The organism is Neobacillus endophyticus, from assembly GCF_013248975.1.
Classification (GTDB): Bacteria; Bacillota; Bacilli; order Bacillales; family Cytobacillaceae; genus Neobacillus; species Neobacillus endophyticus.
The window spans coordinates 2,589,247-2,601,804 of record NZ_JABRWH010000001.1; the positions used below are offsets into that span (position 1 = coordinate 2,589,247).

Consider the following 12,558-nt stretch of genomic DNA (forward strand, 5'->3'; position numbering starts at 1 on the left):
CTTCACCTCCTATAAAACTATTAATTTATGAAAGTAAACTTGATTTGAAATGATTTATTACTTTAGTGAGGCATTTGATTAAAGAGAAGAAATGCAAAAATAATAACTAAATAATATCATATGAATTTTCAGAAATCAAATAAATATGCAAAAGTTTGGATGGGATATTTGAAGTAAAATTATGTAAAAAGGAGAAAAAAAGTTGCCTTTGTAACCGTTTTCACTGATTTCAAAATAATAATAGGGAGCGAATTACGCTCCCGAATGTGCATAAATAATGAATAATTATTCGGCGCTTAGTGAAGAAAATGCATTTCTAACGGCATGTAAGGTTGCTTCAATATCTTCTTCAGTATGGGCGATCGTTAAAAACCATGCTTCGTATTTTGAAGGCGCTAGGTTAATTCCTTGATGAAGCATTAGCTTAAAGAATTTAGCAAACATTTCACCGTCAGTGTTTTGAGCTTGCTCATAATTTTCTATCCTTTCATTTGTAAAATAAACGGTAAGGGCCCCTTTTAAACGGTTAATCGTAATTTGGATTCCGTATTCATTTGCAGCTTCTAAAATACCTTTCTCAAGCATAGTACCTAAACGATCAAGATACTCATATACCCCAGGCTGCTTTAATACTTCCAAGCAAGCAATACCTGACAGCATCGAAGCGGGATTTCCCGCCATCGTTCCTGCCTGGTAAGCAGGTCCAAGAGGGGCAACCTTCTCCATAATTTCTTTACGGCCGCCATAAGCTCCGATTGGCAAACCGCCGCCAATGATTTTCCCCATAGCGGTTAAATCCGGTTTAATGCCTAATAAATCCTGTGCACCTCCGTACATAAAACGGAAGGCGGTAATGACTTCATCATAGATAACAAGTGCGCCAGCAGCATGTGTCAATTCATTCACTTGCTCAAGGAAGCCTGGATTTGGCTCAACAATTCCAAAGTTGCCTACGATTGGTTCTACAAGGACCGCAGCAACCTGTGATCCCCATTTTTCCAAAGCTTCTTTAAATGGAGCAATATTGTTGAATGGTACTGTTATGACTTCCTGCGCAATGCTTTTAGGAACACCGGCGGAATCTGGTGTACCAAGTGTTGAAGGACCTGAACCTGCTGCCACAAGAACGAGATCAGAATGACCGTGGTAGCAGCCGGCAAACTTGATAATTTTATCGCGTCCGGTATAGGCCCGGGCAACACGGATTGTCGTCATTACTGCTTCCGTTCCAGAATTGACAAATCGGACCTTATCTAGCGATGGAATGGCTTCTTTTAACATTTTCGCAAACTTGACTTCATGTGGTGTTGGTGTTCCATATAGGACACCTGTTTCAGCCGCGCGTTTGACCGCTTCTGTTATATGCGGATGGGCATGCCCCGTTATAATGGGACCATATGCAGCAAGATAATCGATGTATTGGTTGCCGTCGACATCCCAGAAATAGGCTCCTTGGCCGCGTTCCATGACAACTGGTGAACCGCCTCCAACTGCTTTATAGGAACGGGATGGGCTGTTGACACCTCCGACAATGTGTTCCAATGCCTCACTATGTATTCGCTCGGAATTTGTAAATTGCATAATTTTTCCTCCTAGTCAAAATCAGTCATTTCTCATTCTATCATGTTTTTCCTGTATTAATTTTTCGAAATCTATGAAAGCTTGTTTTTATGCTTGCTTTTTGAAATTTTTTTGTCCGAGCCGGCATAAAATGAAACTAATCCGGAGGTGGTTTTGTGTTTTATTTCTTGCTGCCGATTGTGATTTTTTGTATTTTTATGAGCCTTAGGACATTATTTATTCCTAACACACTCAAAGGGAAATTGGTATCAGTCGATAATTTTCTTTATTTAGGAACGGTCTATTTAACAGTCATTATTGGTTATGGCCTTATTTATCTATTATTTAATCTGATGAATACGACCATTCTTGTCGAAGCAAATAAAAATAGTGGTCATAATATGTTTGAATCGAGCTTTTATTTTAGCGCCATGATGTTGTTTTCGGTTGGAAATGGGGATGTAGTTCCAGTTGGAATCGGCAGGTTTATTGCCGTAACAGAAGCGCTAATTGGCTATACGTTACCGGCTGCATTTGTAGCGAAAGTAATGTCTAACAAGAATAATATATAAAGAATGCTTGAAAGTTGTGTTACGGAGAAACATTGGTTAGGCTAAAAGTAAGAAAAAATTTAAAGTGAGTGAAAAAAGAGATGACAATTAAAACCGGAATGCAGGCACCAGATTTTACTCTGGAAGCACAAAATGGCGAGATGGTAACACTATCAAATTTACGCAGAAAAAATGTTGTGCTTTATTTTTACCCAAAAGATATGACTCCCGGGTGCACGACAGAAGCATGTGATTTCAGAGATCAGTTTCAAAATTTTTCTGAGATTAACGCGATGATAATAGGTATAAGCCCCGACCCTGCAAGCCGCCATCAAAAGTTTATTGAAAAATATGGGTTGCCATTTACATTGCTGACGGACACAGATCATCAAGTTGCCGAAGCTTATGATGTTTGGAAATTAAAAAAGAATTTCGGAAAAGAGTACATGGGAGTTGAGCGCTCCACCTTTATTATTGATAAAGATGGAAAAATCGCAAAGGAATGGAGAAAGGTACAAGTTAAGGGCCACGTCGACGATGCCCTGAATTTTATTCGTGAAAATCTGTAGGACATTTACGCCTATTTTAAAGATAAGAGGCATTTGTCCAATGCAACATATGCTGATTTGAATATCATTTTATTAGGGCATACCTCCTCAGATAAAATCTTTGGTCCAATTTGGACCTTTTTTTTGTGGGGAAATTACGGGATTTAAGATGGGAAGAACTTTCACTTGTGAAAAACGCTAATATAAGGACCTTGTTAATTAAGAGATGGTATGAATTTTTAATACGTTGACAATAGTCGATATAAGCGTTTTCTAAATATCTTTCAGGTGATATGATTAAGATACTTAGAAGCAATAATATCGTGTTTAGTGTTTGTGCATAATGTAAGAAAATTTAGGGGGAGTCTGTGTGAAAATTTATACAAAAACAGGTGATAAAGGTACTACCTCACTTATTTATGGACAACGCGTGTTAAAGACGGATCTCCGGGTGGAAGCATACGGAACATGTGATGAAACGAATTCCATGATTGGGCTGGCATTAAGCTACATTCATAAAGAAAATTTTGAAGGAAAAGAAATAATTGAGAAGACTTTTCATAAAATACAAACAAACCTTTTTCATGTGGGTGCAGAACTGGCGACCCCGAAAGGGAAGGAAGTTAAATGGTCCCTTTCACCTAGTGATATAGAAGAAATGGAACAGCAAATTGATCTATTAGACGCAGCGCTTCCTGCGTTAATGAATTTTATCTTGCCTGGAGGACATCCAGCAGGTGCTGCCTTTCATGTTTCTAGAACCATTGCAAGACGTGCAGAAAGATGTGCAGTTGCTTTAGGGGAAGAGGTGAACCCGCTGGTTTTATCGTATTTGAACCGTCTTTCCGACCTTTTATTTGTCGTAGCGCGGTATGTGAATCATAAATTAGGGTTTGCAGAGCACACATTGCACAGCGATAAGCAATAAAAGGGTTATTTTCCGATATTACAATATTGACAAAAGTACAATTACCTTAGTAAACTAATTATAACAATTATAATTTAAGAATATTTTTTAGAAAAGAGGTGCATGGCGATGAATCTGTTGAAAGAAGCGTTGGATACCTTAAAGGAAACGGGTGTTCGAATTACTCCGCAGCGTCATGCCATACTTGAATATTTAATAAACTCAATGTCACATCCGACCGCTGATGATATATATAAAGCACTTGAAGGAAGATTTCCAAATATGAGTGTGGCAACTGTATATAATAATTTACGGGTATTTCGTGAAGTTGGTCTTGTTAAGGAACTTACCTATGGTGATTCATCCAGCCGTTTCGACTTTGTGACAACACATCATTATCATGTGATTTGTGAAGATTGCGGAAAAATTGTCGATTTTTATTATCCTGGTTTGGATGAAGTGGAACAATTAGCGTCCCATGTAACAGGCTTTAAAGTGGCGAATCATCGCATGGAGATATACGGTACTTGTCAAGAGTGTGCAGCTAAAGAGATGCACTAATAAAAAAAGAATGGCAATCCCTATTTTGTGTAGGCGGTTGCCATTCTTTTTTTATTAATAAAGAAATTATAGATTTTAACTTTGAAAATTGTCTAAAGCAAGCGCCCTAGCGGCAAGGTTCTTCGCCTTACGATTCTCAGTAGGAAAGCTCTAGACTTTACGCCGCTATCCAGGGGAATCGATTTTCTTATTTACTCGATTTTTTATTATAAGATTCATCAAATTCTTTTCCAGCTAAGTTTTCGTCGAGTGTTAGAGGCTCACGGCAATGCATGCATATATCAACCCTGCCAAGCATTTTGGTGGGGTTTCCGCAGTTTGGGCATTTGACTTGGATTGTCCTGGTTGACAGCAGCCCAATCCAGAAGTAAACAACTGTACTAGCAATAATAAAAAGAAGTCCTAAAAGCATAAAAATGGCCATAATAAGCGGGGAGGTGCGAAAATAAATACCCCCATACATAACAATGAAACCAACAAAAATTAAAATAAGTGCAAAACTGCGAATTTTATTTATTTTATTCGAATATTTAGCCATGTAACTCCCTCCTAGAAAAACTATACCATAATTTTTCAGAAATGAGAAAAATGGTCATTTGTAATATTCGTCGAATTTTGTCTTTAAAGAAAGAAGGAGATTTTTTAATTGTTGTCGAACATATTGCTATCGAAAAAAATGGAGGTAGGATGAATGGAAGACATTCTTCGGCCTATTTATCAAGAAAGGGCAAGCCAATTAAATACTTTAGGTGTATTGGTAGTTGAAAAAAAACAAAAGTCAATTCTGACTGATTCATTTGATGTTGTCCTTTTGATTATTGTTAAAGAGGCAGAAAAGCCCATTTTTATTAAGCATTATTCTTATAATGATAAAAAAGCAGCCTTGCATATCATAACAGAAGCGAAACTGCAGAAATGGCTGCTTCTGGGCACGAACCGAAAAATTTTTGAATGGCTTGATATTGCGAAGATCATTTTTGACCGTAATGAGTATGTGGTCAATTTGAAGAAAGAACTGCAGGATTTTCCTTTTAATGGGCGTAAAGTCAAAATGGGATTAGAATTTGCAAAATTAATTCGCCGCTATATTGATGGAAAAGCCCTTTTTGAAAATCAACAGTATTTAGATGCTTATAACCATGTTGTTCATTCTCTGCATCATTTGGCGCGATTGGCAGTGATCGAGAATGGCTTGCATCCAGAATTGACCGTTTGGCATCAAGTGAAACAGATGGAACCAGAAATATATAAGTTATATGAAGAACTTCTTTACAGTGAAGAAATCCTTGAGAAAAGGTTGGAGCTCTTGTTCCTGGCAAGCGAGTTCCTAATTCATTCCAAAACAAGCCTAGGGACTGCCCATATGATTGATGTCTTAGGAAAAAAAGAGTATTGGATGTTCAATGAAATCATGCAAGAAGCTGAATTGATTCCATATTCCGTAGATATGGCTGTCCTCCTGGAGTATTTAATTGATAAACATCTGGTAGAAGTTATAAATATTGAAACAAAGGGACAAGGTGTTTTCCATCGATGTTACCGAGTGAATAAATAATTATCGTAAAAAACAAAAAAACTATTGACCTTTTATAAAATACTTGTTATATTAATAACCGTCGCTGCGAAACGTTGAAAGAAAGTTTTCGTAGTTGGCGGTTTTAAAAAAATGTTGACTTAAATAATTATCTTGTGATATATTAAGAAAGTCGCTTTTGACAAAAGATTGCTCTTTGAAAACTAAACAAACAAAAACGTCAACAAACAATAATTATTCATTTCTAACGAAATGAAGCCAACGTTATTTTTATGAGCTATATCAACTTTCTTGGAGAGTTTGATCCTGGCTCAGGACGAACGCTGGCGGCGTGCCTAATACATGCAAGTCGAGCGAATCTCGAGGAGCTTGCTCCTTGAGGTTAGCGGCGGACGGGTGAGTAACACGTGGGCAACCTGCCTGTAAGATCGGGATAACTTCGGGAAACCGGAGCTAATACCGGATAATCTTCTTCCTTGCATGAGGAAGAACTGAAAGACGGTTTCGGCTGTCACTTACAGATGGGCCCGCGGCGCATTAGCTAGTTGGTGAGGTAACGGCTCACCAAGGCGACGATGCGTAGCCGACCTGAGAGGGTGATCGGCCACACTGGGACTGAGACACGGCCCAGACTCCTACGGGAGGCAGCAGTAGGGAATCTTCCACAATGGACGAAAGTCTGATGGAGCAACGCCGCGTGAGCGATGAAGGCCTTCGGGTCGTAAAGCTCTGTTGTTAGGGAAGAACAAGTACCGGAGTAACTGCCGGTACCTTGACGGTACCTAACCAGAAAGCCACGGCTAACTACGTGCCAGCAGCCGCGGTAATACGTAGGTGGCAAGCGTTGTCCGGAATTATTGGGCGTAAAGCGCGCGCAGGCGGTCCTTTAAGTCTGATGTGAAAGCCCACGGCTCAACCGTGGAGGGTCATTGGAAACTGGGGGACTTGAGTGCAGAAGAGGAAAGCGGAATTCCACGTGTAGCGGTGAAATGCGTAGAGATGTGGAGGAACACCAGTGGCGAAGGCGGCTTTCTGGTCTGTAACTGACGCTGAGGCGCGAAAGCGTGGGGAGCAAACAGGATTAGATACCCTGGTAGTCCACGCCGTAAACGATGAGTGCTAAGTGTTAGAGGGTTTCCGCCCTTTAGTGCTGCAGCTAACGCATTAAGCACTCCGCCTGGGGAGTACGGCCGCAAGGCTGAAACTCAAAGGAATTGACGGGGGCCCGCACAAGCGGTGGAGCATGTGGTTTAATTCGAAGCAACGCGAAGAACCTTACCAGGTCTTGACATCCTCTGACACTCCTAGAGATAGGACGTTCCCCTTCGGGGGACAGAGTGACAGGTGGTGCATGGTTGTCGTCAGCTCGTGTCGTGAGATGTTGGGTTAAGTCCCGCAACGAGCGCAACCCTTGATCTTAGTTGCCAGCATTTAGTTGGGCACTCTAAGGTGACTGCCGGTGACAAACCGGAGGAAGGTGGGGATGACGTCAAATCATCATGCCCCTTATGACCTGGGCTACACACGTGCTACAATGGATGGTACAAAGGGTAGCGAAGCCGCGAGGTGGAGCCAATCCCACAAAACCATTCTCAGTTCGGATTGCAGGCTGCAACTCGCCTGCATGAAGCCGGAATCGCTAGTAATCGCGGATCAGCATGCCGCGGTGAATACGTTCCCGGGCCTTGTACACACCGCCCGTCACACCACGAGAGTTTGTAACACCCGAAGTCGGTGGGGTAACCGCAAGGAGCCAGCCGCCTAAGGTGGGACAGATGATTGGGGTGAAGTCGTAACAAGGTAGCCGTATCGGAAGGTGCGGCTGGATCACCTCCTTTCTAAGGATAAAGCTGGACCTATGAGCCAGACAAAACGGTTTGTGACACGTTCTTTGTTTGTTTAGTTTTGAGAGAACAATCTCTCTCAAAGCTTTTTTTATTCGTTCTTTGAAAACTAGATAATCGTATAGAAGAAACCAAGCAAGAACCGAGTAATCGCCATTTTAGTTTTTCTCTCTTATTTTAAGAGTAAATAAAGACAAATCAGCAGCGAGAAGGTCGAGGAAGCGAGGGAGTGAAGACCGGAGCGTGCTAGGGCACGTGAGGATCTGAACGAGCGAAGCTGACTAGAGACACGACACTGATCATTTGTCGTAGGTTAAGTTAGAAAGGGCGCACGGTGGATGCCTTGGCACTAGGAGCCGATGAAGGACGGGACTAACACCGATATGCTTCGGGGAGCTGTAAGTAAGCTTTGATCCGGAGATTTCCGAATGGGGGAACCCACTGCTCGTAATGGAGCAGTATCTTTACCTGAATACATAGGGTACTGAAGGCAGACCCGGGGAACTGAAACATCTAAGTACCCGGAGGAAGAGAAAGCAAACGCGATTCCCTGAGTAGCGGCGAGCGAAACGGGAACAGCCCAAACCGAAAGGCTTGCCTTTCGGGGTTGTAGGACACTCAACATGGAGTTACAAAGGAACGGGGTAGATGAAGCGGTCTGGAAAGGCCCGTCATAGAAGGTAACAGCCCTGTAGTTGAAACTTCGTTCCCTCCTGAGTGGATCCTGAGTACGGCCGGACACGTGAAATCCGGTCGGAAGCAGGGAGGACCATCTCCCAAGGCTAAATACTCCCTAGTGACCGATAGTGAACCAGTACCGTGAGGGAAAGGTGAAAAGCACCCCGGAAGGGGAGTGAAAGAGATCCTGAAACCGTGTGCCTACAAGTAGTCAGAGCCCGTTTATGGGTGATGGCGTGCCTTTTGTAGAATGAACCGGCGAGTTACGATTACATGCAAGGTTAAGTTGAAGAGACGGAGCCGCAGCGAAAGCGAGTCTGAATAGGGCGTATTAGTATGTAGTCGTAGACCCGAAACCAGGTGATCTACCCATGTCCAGGGTGAAGTCCAGGTAACACTGGATGGAGGCCCGAACCGACGCACGTTGAAAAGTGCGCGGATGAGGTGTGGGTAGCGGAGAAATTCCAATCGAACTTGGAGATAGCTGGTTCTCTCCGAAATAGCTTTAGGGCTAGCCTCACGTAGTAAGAGTCTTGGAGGTAGAGCACTGTTTGGACTAGGGGCCCTCATCGGGTTACCGAATTCAGACAAACTCCGAATGCCAAAGACTTATCCGTGGGAGTCAGACTGCGAGTGATAAGATCCGTAGTCAAAAGGGAAACAGCCCAGACCACCAGCTAAGGTCCCAAAGTATACGTTAAGTGGAAAAGGATGTGGAGTTGCTTAGACAACCAGGATGTTGGCTTAGAAGCAGCCACCATTTAAAGAGTGCGTAATAGCTCACTGGTCGAGTGACTCTGCGCCGAAAATGTACCGGGGCTAAACGTATCACCGAAGCTGTGGATTGACATCTACGATGTCAGTGGTAGGAGAGCGTTCTAAGGGCTGTGAAGCGGGATCGGAAGGACCCGTGGAGCGCTTAGAAGTGAGAATGCCGGTATGAGTAGCGAAAGATGAGTGAGAATCTCATCCACCGAATGCCTAAGGTTTCCTGAGGAAGGCTCGTCCGCTCAGGGTTAGTCGGGACCTAAGCCGAGGCCGAAAGGCGTAGGCGATGGACAACAGGTTGATATTCCTGTACCACCTCTTTATCGTTTGAGTGATGGGGGGACGCAGGAGGATAGGGTAAGCGCGCTGTTGGATATGCGCGTCTAAGCAGTTAGGCTGAGAAGTAGGAAAATCCGCTTTTCGAACAGGCTGAGCTGTGACAGCGAGGGAAATAGAGTACCGAAGTTCCTGATTCCACACTGCCAAGAAAAGCCTCTAGCGAGATAAAAGGTGCCCGTACCGCAAACCGACACAGGTAGGCGAGGAGAGAATCCTAAGGTGAGCGAGAGAACTCTCGTTAAGGAACTCGGCAAAATGACCCCGTAACTTCGGGAGAAGGGGTGCTTTTTGAGGTGAATAGCCTCGAAGAGCCGCAGTGAATAGGCCCAGGCGACTGTTTAGCAAAAACACAGGTCTCTGCGAAGCCGCAAGGCGAAGTATAGGGGCTGACGCCTGCCCGGTGCTGGAAGGTTAAGAGGAGGGGTTAGCGCAAGCGAAGCTCTGAATCGAAGCCCCAGTAAACGGCGGCCGTAACTATAACGGTCCTAAGGTAGCGAAATTCCTTGTCGGGTAAGTTCCGACCCGCACGAAAGGCGTAACGATCTGGGCACTGTCTCAACGAGAGACTCGGTGAAATTATAGTACCTGTGAAGATGCAGGTTACCCGCGACAGGACGGAAAGACCCCATGGAGCTTTACTGTAGCCTGATATTGAATTTTGGTACAGCTTGTACAGGATAGGTAGGAGCCTGAGAAGCCGGAGCGCCAGCTTCGGTGGAGGCGTCGGTGGGATACTACCCTGGCTGTATTGAAATTCTAACCCACACCCCTGATCGGGGTGGGAGACAGTGTCAGGTGGGCAGTTTGACTGGGGCGGTCGCCTCCTAAAGAGTAACGGAGGCGCCCAAAGGTTCCCTCAGAATGGTTGGAAATCATTCGCAGAGTGTAAAGGCACAAGGGAGCTTGACTGCGAGACCTACAAGTCGAGCAGGGACGAAAGTCGGGCTTAGTGATCCGGTGGTTCCGCATGGAAGGGCCATCGCTCAACGGATAAAAGCTACCCTGGGGATAACAGGCTTATCTCCCCCAAGAGTCCACATCGACGGGGAGGTTTGGCACCTCGATGTCGGCTCATCGCATCCTGGGGCTGTAGTCGGTCCCAAGGGTTGGGCTGTTCGCCCATTAAAGCGGTACGCGAGCTGGGTTCAGAACGTCGTGAGACAGTTCGGTCCCTATCCGTCGCGGGCGCAGGAAATTTGAGAGGAGCTGTCCTTAGTACGAGAGGACCGGGATGGACGCACCGCTGGTGTACCAGTTGTCTTGCCAAAGGCATCGCTGGGTAGCTATGTGCGGACGGGATAAGTGCTGAAAGCATCTAAGCATGAAGCCCCCCTCAAGATGAGATTTCCCATAGCGTCAAGCTAGTAAGATCCCTGAAAGATGATCAGGTTGATAGGTCAGAGGTGGAAGCGTGGTAACATGTGGAGCTGACTGATACTAATCGATCGAGGACTTAACCAAGTCATAGCAATATGAATAAAGCGAGCTCGTTTTCAAATGGTTCTTCTGTACTATCTAGTTTTGAGGGAATGAAAAAAATGAAATTTTCTCTTGCAAAATATGAAAAAGACATTATAATAAAATAGTGTCAATAAATGGTCTGGTAATAATGGCGAAAAGGTCACACCCGTTCCCATACCGAACACGGAAGTTAAGCTTTTCAGCGCCGATGGTAGTTGGAACGAAAGTTCCTGTGAGAGTAGGACATTGCCAGGCATTCCATTATTCCGCAGTAGCTCAGTGGTAGAGCTATCGGCTGTTAACCGATCGGTCGTAGGTTCGAGTCCTACCTGCGGAGCCATATTGAATGGAGAGCTGTCCGAGTGGCCGAAGGAGCACGATTGGAAATCGTGTAGACGGGTACCCCTGTCTCAAGGGTTCAAATCCCTTGCTCTCCGCCATTTAATTAATAAACGGCCCCTTGGTCAAGCGGTTAAGACACCGCCCTTTCACGGCGGTAACACGGGTTCGAATCCCGTAGGGGTCACCATATGGAGGATTAGCTCAGCTGGGAGAGCATCTGCCTTACAAGCAGAGGGTCGGCGGTTCGATCCCGTCATCCTCCACCATATAAAGAATATTATTATCGCGGGGTGGAGCAGTCCGGTAGCTCGTCGGGCTCATAACCCGAAGGTCGCAGGTTCAAATCCTGCCCCCGCAATTTGGTCTGGTAGTTCAGTTGGTTAGAATGCCTGCCTGTCACGCAGGAGGTCGCGGGTTCGAGTCCCGTCCAGACCGCCACTTATTTGGCTCAGTAGCTCAGTCGGTAGAGCAAAGGACTGAAAATCCTTGTGTCGGCGGTTCGATTCCGTCCTGAGCCACCATTTCGGTTTTTATAAATCGACGTAGCTCAATGCATAGAGCAACTGAATCGTAATCAGTAGGGTGAAGATTCAATCCTTCTCGTTGGCGCCTTAAGCTGACAAAAATAATAATATGTGGAGGGGTAGCGAAGTGGCTAAACGCGGCGGACTGTAAATCCGCTCCCTCAGGGTTCGGCGGTTCGAATCCGTCCCCCTCCACCATTTATAGGGGTATAGTTTAAAGGTAGAACGAAGGTCTCCAAAACCTTTGGTGTGGGTTCGATTCCTACTACCCCTGCCATTAAAGATTATGGCGGTTGTGGCGAAGTGGTTAACGCACCAGATTGTGGCTCTGGCATTCGAGGGTTCGATTCCCTTCAATCGCCCCATTGTTTATAATCTAATTTATTGGGCTATAGCCAAGCGGTAAGGCAACGGACTTTGACTCCGTCATTCGTTGGTTCGAATCCAGCTAGCCCAGCCAATATGCGGAAGTAGTTCAGTGGTAGAACACCACCTTGCCAAGGTGGGGGTCGCGGGTTCGAATCCCGTCTTCCGCTCCAAAAGATATGGCGGCATAGCCAAGTGGTAAGGCCAAGGTCTGCAAAACCTTTATCCACCGGTTCGAATCCGGTTGCCGCCTCCATTTCATGCCGGTGTGGCGGAATTGGCAGACGCGCACGACTCAAAATCGTGTTCCTTCTGGAGTGTCGGTTCGACCCCGACCACCGGTATAAAAATTTAGAAAAACGCTGAGTTCATAAAAGAACTTGGCGTTTTTTATTTGCAGTTTAACAAGAATGTTTATCTCCACATTTCCTATCAAGCCTGAAGAAAAGAAGGTTTAGTAATCCCAGATCTTGCTTGAGTTAAATAAATGTGAAATCAAACGCCCCCCAGCGATCTCCTGAGTATATAAATCTGTACGAAGTATCAAAATAAACTTAGAAAATGAAGTTCTGAGG

Annotated in this window: 7 protein-coding genes, 14 tRNA genes and 3 rRNA genes; 22 read left to right on the forward strand and 2 right to left on the reverse strand. The window is 44.7% G+C overall.

All coding sequences use genetic code 11. The features are described 5' to 3' along the window. Positions 1-285 precede the first annotated feature (285 nt). The gene (locus tag HPT25_RS12605) at positions 286-1,581 is read right to left on the reverse strand and encodes a glutamate-1-semialdehyde 2,1-aminomutase (RefSeq protein ID WP_173064535.1); all 1,296 of its coding nucleotides are present in this window, start codon (positions 1,579-1,581) and stop codon (positions 286-288) included. Between the two features lie 155 nt (positions 1,582-1,736). On the opposite strand from HPT25_RS12605, the gene HPT25_RS12610 reads away from it, so the two are divergent. The 4 genes from HPT25_RS12610 to perR all read left to right on the forward strand — a co-directional run bounded on the left by HPT25_RS12610 (position 1,737) and on the right by perR (position 4,127). Then, complete coding sequence (locus HPT25_RS12610; protein WP_312857287.1) at positions 1,737-2,132, forward strand: ion channel; 396 nt, start codon at positions 1,737-1,739, stop codon at positions 2,130-2,132. 80 nt (positions 2,133-2,212) lie between these two features. Continuing rightward, positions 2,213-2,680 carry a thioredoxin-dependent thiol peroxidase gene (gene bcp, locus HPT25_RS12615; RefSeq protein WP_173064538.1) on the forward strand — a complete coding sequence of 156 codons (468 nt, stop codon included), beginning with the start codon at positions 2,213-2,215 and terminating at the stop codon, positions 2,678-2,680. Between the two features lie 349 nt (positions 2,681-3,029). Then, a complete protein-coding gene (locus tag HPT25_RS12620) occupies positions 3,030-3,587 on the forward strand; it encodes a cob(I)yrinic acid a,c-diamide adenosyltransferase (RefSeq protein ID WP_173064541.1) in 558 nt (185 codons plus the stop codon). A gap of 102 nt (positions 3,588-3,689) precedes the next feature. Continuing rightward, positions 3,690-4,127, forward strand: coding sequence for a peroxide-responsive transcriptional repressor PerR (gene perR, locus HPT25_RS12625; protein WP_173064544.1), 438 nt, complete (start codon positions 3,690-3,692; stop codon positions 4,125-4,127). Between the two features lie 187 nt (positions 4,128-4,314). On the opposite strand, the gene HPT25_RS12630 is transcribed toward perR, so the two are convergent. Further along, a complete protein-coding gene (locus HPT25_RS12630; RefSeq protein WP_173064547.1) occupies positions 4,315-4,665 on the reverse strand; it encodes a YgzB family protein in 351 nt (116 codons plus the stop codon). A 153-nt stretch (positions 4,666-4,818) separates the two neighbouring features. Here HPT25_RS12630 and HPT25_RS12635 point away from each other — a divergent pair, with 153 nt between their 5' ends. The 18 genes from HPT25_RS12635 (at position 4,819) to HPT25_RS12720 (ending at position 12,327) form a co-directional block, all read left to right on the forward strand. Further along, positions 4,819-5,682 carry a nucleotidyltransferase-like protein gene (locus HPT25_RS12635; protein WP_173064551.1) on the forward strand — a complete coding sequence of 288 codons (864 nt, stop codon included), beginning with the start codon at positions 4,819-4,821 and terminating at the stop codon, positions 5,680-5,682. 267 nt (positions 5,683-5,949) lie between these two features. Beyond that, a 16S ribosomal RNA gene (locus HPT25_RS12640) occupies positions 5,950-7,499 on the forward strand. A 317-nt stretch (positions 7,500-7,816) separates the two neighbouring features. Beyond that, a 23S ribosomal RNA gene (locus tag HPT25_RS12645) occupies positions 7,817-10,751 on the forward strand. Positions 10,752-10,889: 138 nt separating this feature from the next. Next, positions 10,890-11,006 (forward strand): 5S ribosomal RNA (rrf, locus tag HPT25_RS12650). The 16S, 23S and 5S rRNA genes sit together here with 14 tRNA genes alongside, the layout of an rRNA operon. 10 nt (positions 11,007-11,016) lie before the next feature. Then, positions 11,017-11,091: transfer RNA gene (locus HPT25_RS12655), tRNA-Asn, on the forward strand. Positions 11,092-11,099: 8 nt separating this feature from the next. Further along, positions 11,100-11,191: transfer RNA gene (locus HPT25_RS12660), tRNA-Ser, on the forward strand. 14 nt (positions 11,192-11,205) lie between these two features. Continuing rightward, a tRNA-Glu gene (locus HPT25_RS12665) sits at positions 11,206-11,280 on the forward strand. A gap of 3 nt (positions 11,281-11,283) precedes the next feature. Then, a tRNA-Val gene (locus tag HPT25_RS12670) sits at positions 11,284-11,359 on the forward strand. Between the two features lie 18 nt (positions 11,360-11,377). Beyond that, a tRNA-Met gene (locus HPT25_RS12675) sits at positions 11,378-11,451 on the forward strand. Between the two features lie 3 nt (positions 11,452-11,454). After that, positions 11,455-11,531: transfer RNA gene (locus HPT25_RS12680), tRNA-Asp, on the forward strand. Positions 11,532-11,538: 7 nt separating this feature from the next. Continuing rightward, positions 11,539-11,614: transfer RNA gene (locus HPT25_RS12685), tRNA-Phe, on the forward strand. 116 nt (positions 11,615-11,730) lie between these two features. Further along, positions 11,731-11,815 (forward strand) — tRNA-Tyr (locus HPT25_RS12690). Positions 11,816-11,820: 5 nt separating this feature from the next. Beyond that, positions 11,821-11,894: transfer RNA gene (locus HPT25_RS12695), tRNA-Trp, on the forward strand. Positions 11,895-11,906: 12 nt separating this feature from the next. Then, positions 11,907-11,982 (forward strand) — tRNA-His (locus HPT25_RS12700). Between the two features lie 20 nt (positions 11,983-12,002). Then, positions 12,003-12,077, forward strand: a tRNA-Gln gene (locus HPT25_RS12705). Between the two features lie 4 nt (positions 12,078-12,081). Further along, positions 12,082-12,156: transfer RNA gene (locus HPT25_RS12710), tRNA-Gly, on the forward strand. Positions 12,157-12,164: 8 nt separating this feature from the next. Further along, positions 12,165-12,239, forward strand: a tRNA-Cys gene (locus HPT25_RS12715). A 6-nt stretch (positions 12,240-12,245) separates the two neighbouring features. Next, positions 12,246-12,327, forward strand: a tRNA-Leu gene (locus tag HPT25_RS12720). The last annotated feature ends 231 nt before the right edge of the window (positions 12,328-12,558 follow it).

What these genes read in the sequence shown, in the direction of transcription:
- HPT25_RS12635 (WP_173064551.1), top strand. Translation starts at nt 4,819, where the DNA reads ATGGAAGACATTCTTCGGCCTATTTATCAAGAAAGGGCAAGCCAATTA.
- perR (WP_173064544.1), top strand. Translation starts at nt 3,690, where the DNA reads ATGGCGATGAATCTGTTGAAAGAAGCGTTGGATACCTTAAAGGAAACG.
- bcp (WP_173064538.1), top strand. Translation starts at nt 2,213, where the DNA reads ATGACAATTAAAACCGGAATGCAGGCACCAGATTTTACTCTGGAAGCA.
- HPT25_RS12630 (WP_173064547.1), bottom strand. Translation starts at nt 4,665, where the DNA reads ATGGCTAAATATTCGAATAAAATAAATAAAATTCGCAGTTTTGCACTT.
- HPT25_RS12605 (WP_173064535.1), bottom strand. Translation starts at nt 1,581, where the DNA reads ATGCAATTTACAAATTCCGAGCGAATACATAGTGAGGCATTGGAACAC.